The sequence below is a fragment of the Spirulina sp. CCY15215 genome (assembly GCF_016888125.1).
Taxonomy (GTDB): Bacteria; Cyanobacteriota; Cyanobacteriia; order Cyanobacteriales; family Spirulinaceae; genus CCY15215.
Genome location: NZ_JACSWA010000325.1, coordinates 23,183 through 38,628 on the forward strand (window position 1 = coordinate 23,183; position 15,446 = coordinate 38,628).

Annotated in this window: 17 protein-coding genes and 2 pseudogenes; 14 read left to right on the forward strand and 5 right to left on the reverse strand. The window is 43.4% G+C overall.

From position 1 onward, the window contains the following. The first annotated feature begins 3 nt into the window (after positions 1 to 3). Together JUI58_RS06145 and JUI58_RS06150 are read left to right on the forward strand one after the other, a co-directional pair. On the forward strand, positions 4 to 717 hold the full coding sequence (locus tag JUI58_RS06145; protein ID WP_204102874.1) for an NnrU family protein: 714 nt from the start codon (positions 4 to 6) through the stop codon (positions 715 to 717). 64 nt (positions 718 to 781) lie between these two features. Beyond that, positions 782 to 1,150 (forward strand): thioredoxin family protein, encoded by a 369-nt coding sequence (locus JUI58_RS06150; RefSeq protein WP_239121304.1) that lies wholly within the window; start codon positions 782 to 784, stop codon positions 1,148 to 1,150. 51 nt (positions 1,151 to 1,201) lie between these two features. Here JUI58_RS06150 and JUI58_RS06155 read toward each other — a convergent pair whose 3' ends face one another. Continuing rightward, the gene (locus JUI58_RS06155; RefSeq protein WP_204102875.1) at positions 1,202 to 2,623 is read right to left on the reverse strand and encodes an NADP-dependent isocitrate dehydrogenase; all 1,422 of its coding nucleotides are present in this window, start codon (positions 2,621 to 2,623) and stop codon (positions 1,202 to 1,204) included. A 541-nt stretch (positions 2,624 to 3,164) separates the two neighbouring features. Here JUI58_RS06155 and JUI58_RS06160 point away from each other — a divergent pair. From JUI58_RS06160 to JUI58_RS27630, 4 genes and pseudogenes are all read left to right on the forward strand, one after another. Further along, positions 3,165 to 3,509, forward strand: coding sequence for a tetratricopeptide repeat protein (locus JUI58_RS06160; RefSeq protein ID WP_204102876.1), 345 nt, complete (start codon positions 3,165 to 3,167; stop codon positions 3,507 to 3,509). Further along, the gene (locus JUI58_RS06165) at positions 3,506 to 4,768 is read left to right on the forward strand and encodes a HAMP domain-containing sensor histidine kinase (RefSeq protein ID WP_204102877.1); all 1,263 of its coding nucleotides are present in this window, start codon (positions 3,506 to 3,508) and stop codon (positions 4,766 to 4,768) included. The genes JUI58_RS06160 and JUI58_RS06165 overlap by 4 nt, the downstream gene beginning before the upstream one ends. 28 nt (positions 4,769 to 4,796) lie before the next feature. After that, positions 4,797 to 5,849 (forward strand): RNA-binding domain-containing protein, encoded by a 1,053-nt coding sequence (locus JUI58_RS06170; protein WP_204102878.1) that lies wholly within the window; start codon positions 4,797 to 4,799, stop codon positions 5,847 to 5,849. A gap of 118 nt (positions 5,850 to 5,967) precedes the next feature. Then, positions 5,968 to 6,447: pseudogene (locus JUI58_RS27630) on the forward strand (Uma2 family endonuclease). Here the strand turns inward: JUI58_RS27630 and JUI58_RS06185 are convergent. Further along, on the reverse strand, positions 6,416 to 6,622 hold the full coding sequence (locus JUI58_RS06185; protein WP_204102880.1) for a hypothetical protein: 207 nt from the start codon (positions 6,620 to 6,622) through the stop codon (positions 6,416 to 6,418). The pseudogene JUI58_RS27630 and the gene JUI58_RS06185 overlap by 32 nt on opposite strands. Between JUI58_RS06185 and JUI58_RS06190 the strand changes: the two genes are divergently transcribed. The 3 genes from JUI58_RS06190 to JUI58_RS06200 all read left to right on the forward strand — a co-directional run bounded on the left by JUI58_RS06190 (position 6,621) and on the right by JUI58_RS06200 (position 8,625). Next, entirely contained in the window at positions 6,621 to 7,313 is a 693-nt protein-coding gene (locus JUI58_RS06190) for a response regulator transcription factor (RefSeq protein ID WP_204102881.1), read from the forward strand. The two genes, JUI58_RS06185 and JUI58_RS06190, sit on opposite strands and share 2 nt — an antisense overlap. 41 nt (positions 7,314 to 7,354) lie before the next feature. Beyond that, positions 7,355 to 7,852: an adenylyltransferase/cytidyltransferase family protein gene (locus JUI58_RS06195; RefSeq protein ID WP_204102882.1), complete on the forward strand. Its 498-nt coding sequence runs from the start codon at positions 7,355 to 7,357 to the stop codon at positions 7,850 to 7,852. A 68-nt stretch (positions 7,853 to 7,920) separates the two neighbouring features. Continuing rightward, positions 7,921 to 8,625, forward strand: coding sequence for a GUN4 domain-containing protein (locus JUI58_RS06200; protein WP_204102883.1), 705 nt, complete (start codon positions 7,921 to 7,923; stop codon positions 8,623 to 8,625). Between the two features lie 64 nt (positions 8,626 to 8,689). Here JUI58_RS06200 and JUI58_RS06205 read toward each other — a convergent pair whose 3' ends face one another. After that, positions 8,690 to 9,373 carry a Uma2 family endonuclease gene (locus JUI58_RS06205; protein WP_204102884.1) on the reverse strand — a complete coding sequence of 228 codons (684 nt, stop codon included), beginning with the start codon at positions 9,371 to 9,373 and terminating at the stop codon, positions 8,690 to 8,692. 179 nt (positions 9,374 to 9,552) lie between these two features. Next, positions 9,553 to 10,260, reverse strand: a complete 708-nt coding sequence (locus JUI58_RS06210; RefSeq protein ID WP_348539847.1) for a diacylglycerol/polyprenol kinase family protein — start codon at positions 10,258 to 10,260, stop codon at positions 9,553 to 9,555. Between the two features lie 56 nt (positions 10,261 to 10,316). Here JUI58_RS06210 and yidD point away from each other — a divergent pair. The 5 genes and pseudogenes from yidD to JUI58_RS06235 form a co-directional block, all read left to right on the forward strand. Next, positions 10,317 to 10,532, forward strand: a pseudogene (yidD, locus tag JUI58_RS06215) (membrane protein insertion efficiency factor YidD); the annotation flags it as partial. 98 nt (positions 10,533 to 10,630) lie between these two features. After that, positions 10,631 to 11,341, forward strand: a complete 711-nt coding sequence (locus JUI58_RS06220; protein ID WP_204102886.1) for a M15 family metallopeptidase — start codon at positions 10,631 to 10,633, stop codon at positions 11,339 to 11,341. Between the two features lie 86 nt (positions 11,342 to 11,427). Beyond that, positions 11,428 to 11,838: a DUF3110 domain-containing protein gene (locus tag JUI58_RS06225; protein ID WP_204102887.1), complete on the forward strand. Its 411-nt coding sequence runs from the start codon at positions 11,428 to 11,430 to the stop codon at positions 11,836 to 11,838. 28 nt (positions 11,839 to 11,866) lie between these two features. Then, the gene (murQ, locus tag JUI58_RS06230; protein WP_204102895.1) at positions 11,867 to 12,775 is read left to right on the forward strand and encodes an N-acetylmuramic acid 6-phosphate etherase; all 909 of its coding nucleotides are present in this window, start codon (positions 11,867 to 11,869) and stop codon (positions 12,773 to 12,775) included. 56 nt (positions 12,776 to 12,831) lie between these two features. Further along, positions 12,832 to 14,355 (forward strand): site-2 protease family protein, encoded by a 1,524-nt coding sequence (locus tag JUI58_RS06235; protein WP_204102888.1) that lies wholly within the window; start codon positions 12,832 to 12,834, stop codon positions 14,353 to 14,355. On the opposite strand, the gene JUI58_RS06240 is transcribed toward JUI58_RS06235, so the two are convergent. Then, complete coding sequence (locus tag JUI58_RS06240; protein ID WP_204102889.1) at positions 14,338 to 15,105, reverse strand: DUF3153 domain-containing protein; 768 nt, start codon at positions 15,103 to 15,105, stop codon at positions 14,338 to 14,340. The two genes, JUI58_RS06235 and JUI58_RS06240, sit on opposite strands and share 18 nt — an antisense overlap. Positions 15,106 to 15,446 lie beyond the last annotated feature (341 nt).

Below are 15,446 nucleotides of genomic sequence, written 5' to 3' on the forward strand. Positions count from 1 at the left end.
AAAATGAGGGATTCATGGTTTAGCGCCAGTCACGGGATCATGTTGCTGCTGTTGTTGGGGTTTGCGATCGCCCATAGCGGTTTAGCAGCCTTGCGAGGCTGGGGGGAAAGTAAAATTGGCGCGAGACTCTATCGAGTTTTCTTTGCCCTGGTTAGCATTCCCTCCGCGACGGTATTAATTATTTACTTCTTTAATCATCATTATGATGGTTTGATTTTGTGGCAGGTGCAAGGCATTCCAAGCATCAAGGCAGTTGTTTGGAGTCTCAGTGCAATTTCTTTTTTCTTTCTCTATCCCGCAACTTTCAATCTTTTGGAAATTGCCGCTATCCAAAAACCAGAGATTCATCTTTACGAAACAGGAATTATTCGCATTACTCGACATCCGCAAATGGTGGGACAGGTTATCTGGTGCATTGCCCACACTCTTTGGATTGGCAGTACCTTTACACTATTGACTTCCTTGGGGTTAATCGCTCATCATGTCTTTGCGGTGTGGCATGGCGATCGCCGTTGGTATCAACGCTATGGGGATGAGTTTCTCAAAGTTAAAGAACGAACTTCCGTCATTCCCTTCCGTGCTATCCTCGAGGGTCGTCAAACTCTACAATGGCAAGAGTTTCTCTGTCCTGCCTATTTGGGAGTCACCGCTTTTATCGCCCTGCTTTGGTGGGGACATCCGTGGTTGATCGCTGTCACTGCCCGAGTTCCCTGGTAGCTATTTCCCTCATAACATTTTCTGGTAATCAATCGCAATTAGATGTAGCATGAATTGCATAACAATGCCCGCTTTTAAATTCCACAAGAAGAAAATGCGCCATCTCTGCGAATCTGATTTTAACCAGCACGTTTTAGCATCCGCACAACCCGTTTTGGTTTATTTTTGGGCACCTTGGTGTAAATTGTGTCGAAATATTGAACCCGCTTTGCTCCAGTTTCAAGAGGAAAGCCATGAACCGATAAAACTGGTTAGAATTAATGCTGATGAAAATTTGAAGCTGGTTAACACCTACCGTTTAAAGATTTTGCCCACAGTCCTTCTTTTTTCAGAAGGAGAGGTGATTCATCGTATTGAAGGTTTTCCTGGGCGAGATGAGCTAGAACGGACGCTATCAGGTATGGTAATGAGTCCTGTTCTCACTTCTGCTTAATGGAATTAGGGAAGAGATGAAGATAAATACATCTCTTCCTTGGGATCGTGCCTAGAAATGACTGATAATTGCCTGAGCAAATTCAGAACACTTCAACGGTGTCTCAACTTTAGGTTCCATCAATCGTGCTAGATCGTAAGTGACTTGACCTTGGGCGATCGCAGCCCCAAGTCCCTTCTTAATCAAATCTGCCGCTTCTTGCCAGCCCATAAACTCCAGCATCATCACCCCAGAAAGGATAACCGATCCTGGATTGATACGGTCTAATCCTGCGTGTTTCGGTGCCGTGCCGTGGGTGGCCTCAAAAATAGCACAAGTGTCGCCAATATTGGCACCGGGACCCATGCCCAAACCGCCGACGATCGCCGCCGCAGCATCAGAAAGATAGTCCCCATTTAAGTTCATTGTCGCCAAAATCGAATACTCATCGGGACGGGTTTGAATTTGTTGGAAAATGCTATCGGCAATGCGATCGTTGACCATGATTTTTTCTTGCCATTTTCCCTCTCCGTGACTGTCCCAAAGTTCATTAAGAACTGTTTCGACTTCTTGACAAATCTCCTGCTGTTTCTCTGGGGTAAGGGTATCGTAGCCAGGATCGATCGTGCGGGCATTGTCCTCAACGGAAATATCGGGATTTTTCTCCTTATTACTCAAAATCCAGGACTCCCGTTCGATGATACACTCAGCCCGAAATTCCGTCTTGACCAGTTCGTAACCCCAGTCTCGGAATGCCCCCTCGGTGTACTTCATAATATTGCCCTTATGCACCAATGTAACCTGCTGTTTCTCTTTAGGAAGGCGCAGGGCATTGGCGATCGCCCGTCGGATCAGCCGTTGCGATCCAGTTTTGCTAATGGGTTTGATGCCGATGCCCGAGTCAAGGCGAATCTGCTTTTTGCCATGTTCCGGAGTTGCGGGAATTAACTCCTCATTGAGATATTTAATAATCTTTTGAGCAATTTCCGTGCCTTCTCGCCACTCAATGCCCAAATAAATATCTTCTGTATTTTCCCGATAGACAATAATATCTAGCTTTTCGGGAGTTTTGTGAGGAGAAGGAGTTCCCTTGTAATAGCGGCAGGGACGCACGCAGGCATAAAGATCGTTAATTTGCCGCAATGCCACATTTAGAGAGCGAATTCCGCCGCCTACAGGGGTTGTGAGGGGTCCTTTGATAGCAATACCATACTCCGCGATCGCCTTTAAGGTATCTTCCGGCAAATATTGAAAAGTCCCGTATTTCTCGCAGGCTTCATCTCCCGCATAAACTTTGAACCAATGAACTTGTCGTTTTTCCTCATAAGCCTTAGCGATCGCCGCATCGAGAACCATTTGCGTCGCTGGCCAGATGTCAACTCCCGTTCCATCGCCTCGAATAAAGGGGATAATGGGATCGTCGGGAACAATGGGTTTGCCATCTGAGAAGGTAATGTGAGAACCAACAGAAGGGGGAGTGATTTTTTCGTACATAGCCCTCGGAACTGATAAATTGATTTTTGCTAGGCTAACAGATATTGTTCCCAAATATTGATTTCTGAAGGCTGTATTTTGATTTGCAGTGTCGAGAGTCCCCTTGGAAGCGATAGAAAAATCTTTGCCATATCGGCGATCGCCGTCGGCGAAATTTCAATCTGGCATTTAATTCGGATGATAACATAGCGATCATTTTCTGAGATTTTTAAATTTCTTCAACATGGCAACATATAGCAATCCCAAATAAGATTGAGACAAAGTAGTTCATAGGGTTTACACTTGTCTCAGGCGAAGAAAGTACATTCAGACTAAGTGGAGAATTAAAGCCCGATGATCAATTTTCTGTGGGAAGCCCAAAAGTCAACAAAGGGTTGGACACGATTCAACAGACTGATTTCAGCCATCCCTGCTATTGGAGTGCCTTCATGTTGGTGGACAGCCCGTGGTAGGGATGGGAAGTCGTGGTTAATCCTAATTCATTGATTCCAGTTATATATTGTCAATGCTAAGATCAATGGGTCAACTCTCAAGGTTTCTTATGTATAGACCTGTTTTATCTCCTGCATTAATTGATCAACTGATCACACAAGGTCGAGAGTTGGGTAAAGTAGGAAAGTGGAATGAAGCAATTAAATTATTTGATCGACTGGTGTTGGCATATCCCAATAATGCCAATATTTTAACGGGTTATGCAAAAGCAATGCGAGATTCACATCAATATCAAAGGGCGAGTAATTTATTTGAAGATTCACTGGAAATTGACCCCAACGATATCCATACCGTGTTGGGCTATATAAGAGTTTTGATTGAGCAAGGAAGGATTTCAAGAATCGATGAAATCTTAGCAATACCTCTCAAGTACAATCCCAAAAACATCTATTGAATATCAATATAGACGAACAAAAGGGCTATCATAGCAATATTATTCGTCTTAATTTAGGGCGTTTATACTACCGTCTTCATCAGCCTCAGCAAGGGATGCAACTCATTGAAGAAGCGATCGCAAATTCTGAGGATCAAGATAAATCAAGACTGTATGGTGCTCGGAGTATACTAGCGGATAACCCTAATAGCGAAGAAGCCATTGCCTTACTACGGCAAATTGAAGAAGATTCCCCGCGCTACCAAGAAGCTATGCAAGCGATCTCCCTCAATGCTACTCCTGAAACAACGTATGAGCTTTTTGCCGATAGTGAAGACAGCCTCGGTAATACAGAACTGCTTTATCGAGCGATGTATCACAAAATTGGCAATGAAGTTGCGATTTTGAAAAGTATTACGTATCGTCTTTTACGTAAACTCAAAGACGAACATCCGCTAGTGGCTGAAATTGAAACTGAAATTGATGAGCTTCAGGACAGCATCAACCAACAACGTGCTGCTCAAAAAGTAGCAATTGCTCAAATTCCCAAGAGTGACTATCGGCAGTTAGTCACGATTATTTCTCAGACGGCCCATAATATTTCCGATGAGGTCAATAATCAACTCGCTGCCATCATCTCTAAAACTCGTCGAGCAATGCGAAAAATCGAGGAATCTGTACCTGCTTACAAAAATTTTCAAAAACTACTGTTACAACTCGAACTTACACAAAATGCGCTTAACGATTTGAAGTCGATTAATGAAGGGATGACCATTCGCTGTCATCGCTTTTTAGTTCGTCAGATTTTTGAAAAATGGCAACCAGAAAATTGGTCAACCAGCACACCGCGATTACGTAAAACAGGTGTCAAGCTTTTCATTGAAAACCCTGAGACTGAATTTGATGGTGATTTAGAGAAAATAAAAAGTATCCTGAATGAATTAGTTGAGAATTCGCTTAAGCACAATGCAAACCATTCCGATCTGTTGATCAAAATGTGTGCTCAAGATTTACTCAATCCGTCTGATATTGGTACACCCACTATTCCCGGCGATCGCAAATTTTTGTACATTCAGTTCATCGATAATGGTCAAGGCATTCCAGATAATAAAAAAGACTGGATTTTTCAACCACTTCATACAACCTCATCTGATGATAAAGGAAGTGGTCTAGGACTTTTTATTGCCCGTAAGACCTTGCAAAAAATGGGAGGAACAATGCGAGAATCAGGGCGATTTGGATATGGTGTACATTTTCAGATTTATTTGCCCTATTTGTAAAGTTTTAAAGCTGTGAGTTTGTTAAGTCATGCAAAGAGAAAATGTTCACTTGCTCGTCGTCGAAGATAACAATCGCTTTTTAGACGAGTTATTAGAATGGTTACGCGATTTCGGATATCAAGAAATTGTGACGGCTCGTAGTGTTTCTGAAGCACAAACAGAATTAGCTCATCCCTGTGATATTGTCATCGCAGATATGCGTATGGAACAAGATGATAGTGGCTTCACTATTTTAGATTGGGTCACTCAAAATAACTTATCAACCGTTGTGATTATTCTCACGGCTAATGATACTGTAACCGGTTGCCGGAAAGCATTTCGAGCGGGAGCTTGGGATTACATCTCAAAGAATATGCCTGGGAATCCATTCGATGCGTTAGATATTTCAATTCAAGATGCGATCGCTTATCTCAATCGTTGGGGAAGCCGACCAAATCAACAATGGATTGATGAACATTACAATGAGTTAACAGCCCAATATTGGGGACAGTGGATTGCGATCGCCAATCAAACCGTTATTGAGCAGGCAGAGAGTGAGAATGAATTGCGTAAGCGTCTAGATGAACGTAAGCTTCGGCAATTCACCATCACAATCAAAAAAATTGGTGATCTGCGTCCCATGAGCGAATTAATTGAACTTCCTGAAAGTGAAACGCTTGAATTCAAAAGTACACTTCAGTGGGATATTCGCCAAAATAGCAAAAACTCCAAACTGGTCACTAATGTTTTAAAAACCATCGTTGCTTTTCTTAATACATCGGGTGGAACACTGCTGATCGGAGTCGAGGATAATGGTGATATTTTTGGGCTGACACAAGATATTAATTGCCTTAAAGAGGGATCGCTTGATAAATTTGAACGACACTTAGGCCAGCTCATTGAACGTGATATTGGCTTACAGTTTATGCCAAAGATAAAAATTCGCTTTGAGCAAATCAATGAGCAATATATTTGTGGTATTTACGTGCAGCCATCGAAGAAACGGGTCTTTCTGAAGTCAAACCAAGGAATCATCTTTTATGTCCGTACAGGTAACGCTACACGAGCTTTAAGTGTCCCTGAAATTTACGAGTATTTATGAATTAATTTTAGTCAGTTTATGCTGAAACTGATTGCAGCACGGGGGCGATCGCATAACTGCATCGGCTTAAAAAGTTGTCGAAAATAAGAACAAACAGAACCCAAAAAGCGATCGCGCCATGATACAAGTAAAACCGAAACTTATCACCTTTAATAAGTTCATCGCGTGGTATCCCGAAAACTCAGAACATCGCTACGAACTGCATCAAGGGGTCATTGTTCAAATGCCAAAACCGAGAGGCAAACATTCGGAAATTGCTGGATTTCTTGCCTATCAACTGAATATCTCCATTCGCGATCGCAACCTAAACGCCTTTATCCCCAGAGAATGCCTCGTCAAACCCCGTTGAGGCGAATCCGGAGAGGAACTGGGCATTCCTGAATATTGGATTGTAGACTATTTGGGATTGGACGGCAGGCGCTTTATTGGCAACCCCAAACAACCTACAATTTTTATTTACAAATTGGTCGAAGGAGAATATCAAATCGAACAATTTTGCAGTAATAGTCCCATTGCCTTTGGTATTTTTCTCGAACTCAACTTAACCGCAGAAGAAATTTTTACGGCTAGAGAAGGCGATCGCCTTGCCATCCTGTAAAATAGAAAAAAATGCGAGAACCACCAGCAAGGGGAGTTGTTTTTCGTAATATAGCCATCAAAACTGATAAATTGATTTTTGCTAGACTAACGGATATTTTTCCCAAACTTTGATTTCTGAAGGCTGTATTTTGATTTTTAGAGTCTAGAGTCCCCGAAAAGCAAGAAAAAAGCATGAAACGAATTTTAATCGTTGATGACGATCGCAATATCCGCGAAAATCTCCAAGAAATTCTCGAAGAAGCTGGCTATCAAGTCGATAGTGCTAGTTCGGGTCAGGCTGGTTTAGAGGTGTTTGCTCAAAATCCCCCTGATGCCGTGATTTCTGACGTTATGATGCCAGGCATGAACGGTCTAGAATTTTGTCGCACTCTACGAGGAAGCACCTCGGGACAACTCGTTCCTTTTATTTTCCTCTCGGGCAAGGGAGAACTTGAAGATCGCATCAAAGGCCACGAAATGGGGGCGGATGATTATATTTCTAAACCCTTTGTTATGCGGGAATTATTGGCCAAACTTGATGCACAATTAGAGCGATCGCGCCGCATTCATGTGGAGATCGTCCGCATGATGCAGCAGATGTCCCAGTCGGGAACAGGATCGGGAAGCAGCGAAACCCCCGAAAAAGCCCCTCCGGAACCGCTTCCTCTCACTCCTGCGGAAGAACGGGTTTTCTGGGAAACGATCCAAGGGTTTACTAACAAACAAATCAGCGATCGCCTCTTCATTTCTCCTCGCACGGTACAAAGCCATTTGAGCAATATTCTGGGAAAATTACAATTAGACAATCGCGCCCAACTGGTTCGCTTTGCCTACGAACAAGGCTATCAGGCCCCCCAAGGAAAAGACGGGAAAGAAGAAGCCTAAAGGAATAAATTTTCCCCATATCTCCCCCATATCTGTCCTAAATGCAAGGAATTTATCAACTCGAACAATTACAGCAAGAAATATTGCTACATCCGGAAAAATGGCGGCCGCTTGTTTTGACCAATGGCTGTTTTGATTTGCTGCACGTGGGTCACGTGCGTTATTTACAAACGGCGAAAACTCTAGGAAAAGCGCTGATTGTTGGTTTAAATAGCGATGCTTCCGTGGGTCAACTTAAGCCCCAGCAAGCCAATTTTCCCCCGCGTCCCCTCATTACCGAGGGCCAACGTGCGGAGGTACTGTCTGCCCTCAAAGCCGTGGATGGAGTCGTTATCTTTCCTCAGCTTACGGCAACTCATCTCATTGCTACCCTAAAACCGGATATTTATGTTAAAGGTGGAGATTATACCCCCGAAACCCTTCCGGAATATCCCGACGCGATCGCCCACGGGGTGCGGATTGAATTAGTTAAGGTGGAGGTTGGGGCTTCCACAAGTGCGATTATCAAGGGTATTTTAGAGGGAAGCCGCAATGAATAATTGATAATTGTTCGTTAATAATTAATAATTGTTTATTGATAATTGTTTATTGATAATTAATAATTGAAATGATTGCATCCAGTCTTCATCCTGAAATTGAGCCACTCTGCCAGCAGTTAGAGTCGGGGGTTTTGAAAAAACAATTATCGGTCATTCCTCAACTTGCCAGCACCGGTGATGCAGGTTGGCAGGTTTTGATGAATTTTTTGCAGGCCAATAAGGGACAGGATCCCACTCCGGCGATCGGTACGGCTTATCTGGCTTTATACCGTTTGGACGTAGCAGAAATTAGCGATTTTTTGCAAACTCACTTTTCAGAAGGAATTGTTGCTCTCAAGTCCGATCGCGGGATTGATTACCAACTCTTACAAGTATTACTGATCGAACAGGACTTTCAACAAAGCGATCGCCTCACTCTCGAAAAACTCTGCGAATTGGCTGGAGAAAAGGCGGTAAATCGACAATGGCTCTATTTTTCTGAGATCGATCGCTTCCCGGTGACGGATTTACAAACGATTAATACACTTTGGCTGACTTATTCAGAAGGAAATTTTGGCTTTTCGGTACAGCGCGAATTATGGTTGGCACAGGGAAAGAATTTTAATAAACTCTGGGAGAAAATTGGCTGGAAAAAGAGCAATAATTGGACCCGCTACCCCAATGAGTTTATCTGGAATTTGAGCGCACCGAGAGGTCATTTACCGTTATCGAATCAATTACGAGGAGTGCAGCCTTTTGCGTCTTTATTGGCTCATCCTGCTTGGACAGAGTGAATTAGAAAGCGAAAGAGAAGACACAAACCGCGATCGCCTTCCCGCAAAACTAGCGCGATCGCCATTAATTGCCCTCAATATTGAGACTGCGAATTTGTTCGGCAAACCAATTGGCAACACTGATATTACTTTCTTCCTGTAACCGTACCAGAGTTTGTTCGAGAAGTGCAATGGGTAAACCTGTTAAACTTTGAGAAACTTGACATTCTCGATATTGATTATTTTCTTGTAATTGGAAGGCAAAAACTCGCCTTCCGACAACATCGATCGCCCAATATTCAGGAATTCCCAATGAGGCATACAGATGCTTTTTCTCATCCAAATCACTTGATAAGGTTGTATCGGAAATCTCCCCCACCAGATCGGGAATTCGCCAGCGATCTAAATCGATATAACGTCTTTCTCCGGTTTGCCATCTGGGATAATCTTCTCCAATATATAAAACAATATCGGGTGCAGCAGAACTTTGCTCTGATTTTTCCAGCAAGCAACCTCCAAAAGTATTTGATGTTTGCGGAATATGCTGGCTAAACCAGATAAAAAATAACATGGAAAAGAGATCGCCAATGTTGGCATGATTGATTCCTTCCGAACCCATTTCTACTAAAAGGTGATTTTGGTAATAGTATAATTTAACTCGCTCTCGAGTCTCTGTATCGCGCCAAGTTTCATAATCTTTCCAACTGGCAAAATTCCATTGTGTTAACGGAATCGCGATTTTTGTAGGATTAGAAGTTAGAGTATTCATGAATATTTATTTATTTATTTCTCTCTTACTCTAGATGATAAGGGCGATCGCCAATCCAGATCAAGTAAACAGTCGCCATCTCAAAATAACCAATGGAAGCAACTCAACAAACAAACTGGTACAGGGAAAACCAACAAATTTGGCGCTAAACTGAATATATCTCACAAATAAATTGATATTCAGAGTAATAATTCAACTAAATAAAATGTGAGCATTCCACTTCCTAAAGGAACTGTGAGATTATCAACACCTAACTTAGAAAATGCTTCCAAACCCGTTGCGGCGATCGCAACCCACAAACTAATCAAGAAAACTTGCCAAATTATTCCGTAAACACTGGCTAAAACGATCGCCGTCACGAGAAAACTTGCCCCCAACATCGCCAAGGAACCTTCCCAACTTTTCTTAATTCCCCCTATTTGATAGCTATGTTTGCCAAAACGCTGTCCAATAATTGCAGCCAAACCGTCCCCCCATGCCATAATTAGAACGCCGATAACGGCATAATAGGGGTGTTGAAGCGGGAAAAAATAACTCACAAGCACGCCAATACTTACCGCATAAAAAAATGTACCTAAACTTTTTCGTCCTACACTATTAATACTGGGAAGAATGGGGAGAAAATAAGATACAATTGCAATGATACTGGCGAGAATTGCGGCAATAACAATCAGCCAAGCAGGAATTGCCAACCACCACGCCAATAAAATGACCTGCCCCGAACCAATATGAAATATTTTCCGCGTGAACTCTGCATCGGTATGTTTAAAGCGATTTAATCCTTCTGAAATCAGTAAGAGAATTCCTAAATATAAGGCAACAATTCCTAGAGATATCCATAGAGGAGAAGCCGAAGATAAGGACAGCGATCGCCAACCCAATAAAATAAGAAACAATTTTATTAATCCCAATATTATCTACAGTTCAATTTCTAGCTTACCCCATGAAAACTTTATTAATTTGGTTAATTAAAGGTTATAAATTTTTGGTTTCCTCGATGTTGCCCCCGAGTTGTCGCTTTTATCCCTCTTGTTCTCAATATGCCCTGGATGCGATCGCCCGATTTGGAGTATTACAAGGGGGAAAACTGGCACTCTGTCGCCTTTCACGCTGTCATCCTTTCCACCCTGGGGGAGTCGATCCCGTCCCCACTTTAGAGGAAATGCAGCAACAGAAAGGGAAAATGCGATCGCGTGGTTCAATGCAGGATAATGAAAATCTATCTCAATGGAAAGCTAAATCCAAAAAGCGCGATCGATGAAACCCTATCAAAAAATTCCCATTCAAGAATGTCACGAACCTTTAGTTCCCATCCCCTTAGAGCAGTTTGCAGTAGAATCTCCCCATCCTTACCTTAAATTGGGGGCGAATTATGCCGGAAAATCCCCTTATTATTTGCGTCAGGGTGTTCTTGATGCTCTCATTGCAGCGCAAAATAATTTACAACAAAATCGGCAAGGATGGCGTATTTTGATTTTTGATGCCTATCGCCCGATCGCCGTACAGCAGTTTATGGTGGACTATACGTTTCAATCCCTCGTTAGGGAAAGAAAGTTGAATTTGGCAGAGTTATCGACTCAACAAAAAGAGCAACTCTGGCAAGAAGTCTATCAATTTTGGGCAGTTCCCAGCGATAACCCTGCAACTCCTCCTCCTCACAGTACGGGGGCGGCGATCGATGTTACCCTGGTGGATGCAGAAGGGAAAATTGTTGAGATGGGTTCCCCCATTGATGAAATTTCCGAGCGATCGCATCCCCTGCATTACGCCAACGCTACAACAACCGCCGAACAAATATATCATCAGAACCGACAGATTTTAAATACAGCCATGACATCCGGGGCATTTTGCTGTCATCCGCGAGAATGGTGGCATTTTTCCCTTGGGGATCAAATCTGGGCGTTGCAGTATAATCAAGAACATCCCCAAAACCCAATAACAGCAAGATATGGGGGTTGGGTGCAATAAGTTTTTTTGCTATTGCCGCGATCGCGTCCCCGATTTTGTATGAAAATAAAGTTTGAAAGAAAGATCGTTTAAATACCTAAGTTGCCATGCTCGCACCCCAACGAATCTACGTCCTACTTATCAATGCTGGCACCGATCGCGAAGGAATCCATTCTCTGCAAATTGGCGATCGTCAAACTGTTTTGATGTTTGAGTCGGAAGATGATGCAATTCGCTATGCTCTCATGTTAGAGGCTCAAGATTTTCCCACCCCCAGTATTGAAGCCTTTCCTGCCGAAGAAATCGAAGGTTTCTGTCGCGAGGCAGGCTACAATTGGGAAATTGTCAAAGAAGGACAGTTAGAAATTCCTCCAGAAATGATCGTGGATGAGACAACTTGGACTCTGGAAGACTCTCCTCCTCCTTCTTCCCCTCAACAAGAAACCGAAGAACGAGAAATGTCTGATGAGGAACTTGACGCACAACGTCGCGCACTAGAAAAGCTCTTTGGCAATTAATATTCAGTTACCAGTCATCAGTTATCCCATGTTAGAATCTCGCGGACATCTGCTGACTGAGCAGATCAACCCCAACTCGCAAAACTTAGATCGTCTCACCAGCTTGGAGTTGGTGGATTTATTTAACCAAGAAGATCGCAAAAATTTGCAGGCGATCGCCGCAGCTAGAAGCGAATTGGCAAAGGCGATCGATCTCACTGCCGCATCTCTCTCTCGAGGGGGGCGCTTATTTTACGTGGGAGCAGGGACGAGCGGGCGTTTAGGGGTCTTGGATGCGGCGGAATGTCCCCCCACCTTCTGCACCCCTCCCGAACTCGTACAGGGCATTCTCGCAGGGGGAGCGCCCGCTTTGTTAAAGAGTTCCGAGGCTTTGGAAGATCGCAGGGAGGATGGAGCCCAAGAAATTTCTCAAAAAGAAGTCACAGCAGTAGATGTAGTTTTGGGCATTACAGCAGGAGGAACCACTCCTTTTGTGCATGGGGCGATCGCGGAAGCGAAGAAACGAGGTGCAACAACGATTTTTCTTGCTTGCGTGCCTGCATCCCAGTTCAAAATTGATGTAGATGTAGATTTACGCTTATTGGTGGGACCGGAAATATTAGCAGGATCGACCCGTTTGAAGGCAGGAACCGTGACGAAAATGGCCTTGAATATTCTTTCGACATCGGTAATGGTTAAACTGGGGAAAACCTACGGAAATCGCATGATTGATGTTTCCGTCACCAATCAAAAACTACGCGATCGCGCCCTTCGTATTCTTCAAGACCTTGCGGATCTCGATCGCGAGGAAGCAGGCAAACTTTTAGATCGCAGCGGCCAAAAAGTTAAACTCGCATTATTAATGCACTGGGGAGGAGTTAGCCTTGAAGAAGGGAATCAATGGTTGGAAGAAGCGCGAGGGAATCTCAGAACCGCGTTAGAATTAGCAAACCAATAGCCTGTCTCTAGTCTCTTTTGAGAGGAGAACTAACTAATTATTACCTATCACTCAAAATGTCAAATCCCTCAGAATTTGTCTCGACTTTTGCGATCGTTCTTGTTGCCCTTGGCTTCCTAGTTTGGGGGTATAATCGCGCTAAACCCTTTGGAAAATTAGGTATTCTCGCTTGGCTGCAATCGGTTGTTTTGATTGCTCCCTGGTTACTTTTCTTTGGCTTAGTTGCCTTGGGAATTTTTATCAATATCATTGGCCTTATTTTTCTTTTTGTGGCTTCTTCGGGGGTCTATATTTATTTAGGCAATCGTTTGCGATCGGAGGGACAAGATGCCATTTTACGCGATCGCGCTGCCCAAAGAATTGCCCAACAACAAGAACAAGAGAATTTAACGAAAAGTGTCGTCTCTTCGGATACAGATGGTGGCGATCGCCTTGAAAATAATACAACAGAGGAAATTTTTCCTATTCCTGCTGAAGATTTACAGCAAATTAAAGGTATTTTTTCCCTCGACACATTTTTTGCCACGGAAACAATTTCTTATCAAGAAGGGGCTATTTTTAAAGGGAATCTGCGGGGAGAAACTGAGGCAGTTTATGCCAGTCTTTCCCAGAAATTAGAAAGTTTATTAGGGGAAAAATACCGTCTCTTTTTAGTAGAAAGTCCTGAAGGGAAGCCCGTTGTTATTGTTCTTCCCAGTGCCAACGATCCCCAACCTTCAACCCTTGCTCAGAAAAATTTAGCCCTAGTTTTATTCGTTGCGGCGATCGCCACCACTTTAGAGGCTTCTGCCTTATTATTAGGATTTGACTGGTTTTCACAACTAGGTCGTTATGGTGAGGCTTTACCTATTGCTCTGGGATTATGGTTGATTTTAGCTGCTCACGAATTCGGTCATTGGTTCTATGCTAAACGCTACAATATTCGCCTCAGTTTACCCTATTTAATTCCCAGTTGGCAAATTGGTTCTTTTGGTAGCATTACTCGTTTTGAGTCCCTGATTCCCCATCGTACAGCCTTATTTGATGTTGCCTTAGCGGGACCCGCGATCGGGGGTTTAGTGTCATTTTTCTTGCTGGCGATCGGTTTAATTCTTTCTCATCCTGGCAGTTTATTTCAGATTCCCATCGAGTTTTTACAAGGTTCTATTTTGGTGGGAACTTTGGCCAAAGTTCTTTTAGGTTCGACTTTGGAAGGAAGTATTATTGATGTTCATCCTTTGATGATTGTGGGTTGGCTGGGACTGGTGATTAATGCGCTAAATTTAATGCCCGCAGGACAATTAGATGGGGGACGTATTGTACAAGCAATTTATGGCAGAAAAACTGCCCGCAGAACAACTATTGCAACTTTGGTTATTTTGGGTTTAGTGGTTATTTTTAATCCCGCTAATCCGATTCCTTTATATTGGGGTATTTTGATTCTATTCTTACAACGAGATTTAGAACGTCCCAGTTTGAATGAATTATCGGAACCGGATGATACTCGGGCTGCTTTAGGTTTATTGGCCTTATTTTTAATGTTAGCCACTCTGATCCCTTTGAGTCCTGGTTTAGCCGGACAATTAGGAATTGGAGGATAGAGTATTTGCTGGCCAATATTTTTCTTTGAGGTAGTTTCCTGCGATCGCCAACAACACGATCGCCACAAACCCCATCCCTAAATAACTGGGTAGCCAATAAACCACTTCAATATGATTGATTTCCCCTGCTTGTAGGGTCCAGATGGAACGATCGCCTTTTTTTCGCACAGGGGGGGAGATACCGTCAGGAGTACGAACTAAATATCTTGCACCCCAAGGGGTTGAGAGAGCAAATTCGATATCGATGGGAAAACCAGACTCGAGGGAAATGGGACTGCGATCGCCTAAAACTTCTAAGCCGCGCAAATCTACCGCCAAACTGAGGCGATCGCGCTCGAGTAAGATAAAGTTACTTTGCTTCATCTCCATAGTTGAAACAATCTGTACTGCGTCGAGGGTACTGGTTTGCGCCAAGGGTACGATCGCCTGTTCCGTCGGGTTAAAAAACTGGTTAAACTTGGAAACTAAATCCTTGCCATTATTGAAAGGAATTGTAACAAGGAGTTCGTCATCAGCCAGATATTTACTTTTCCCTTTTAATTTTTTGGCTCGATCTTCCACGGTTTTGAGCCAGCGAGAGGCTTCTGGGGGATTAAACCGCGTCAGTTGTTCCCCCAATTTAACGTGCTGGGAAATGGTGCCGCCATTTTGACCTTGCACTGTCACCCCTACATCGTAGCGAATGCAGCCGGATAAAAAGAGCGCTGAAACCACCAAAAAGGCGATCGTCAGCCAGCGAGATAGCCGCATACCTCTAAAGACGCTAGATTTAGATTTAACTTTAGATTTAACGTTTCTGAAGCCTCGTTGCCTGTATCCCAAACCCATCTGGCAAACTTCCTCCACAATTGCACCTACCCTCCTTATCCTACAGGAGATGGGGAGCATTTCTCTTTCTCTGGAAACTGTTGCTCTTGGGTGCAAAATTAGTTATATTCTGTTACAAAGTTTTAAAAAAATCCACCAGTACCCGTTTTTAGGATAGCGATCGCAGTCGTCAGGAACCTCAGCCTAAAGGCGTGAGGCTTGAAAGAGAAATCTGACAAGCCATTCTGACCAGACTCAGTACCCCGCGTACTACGTTATTTGGG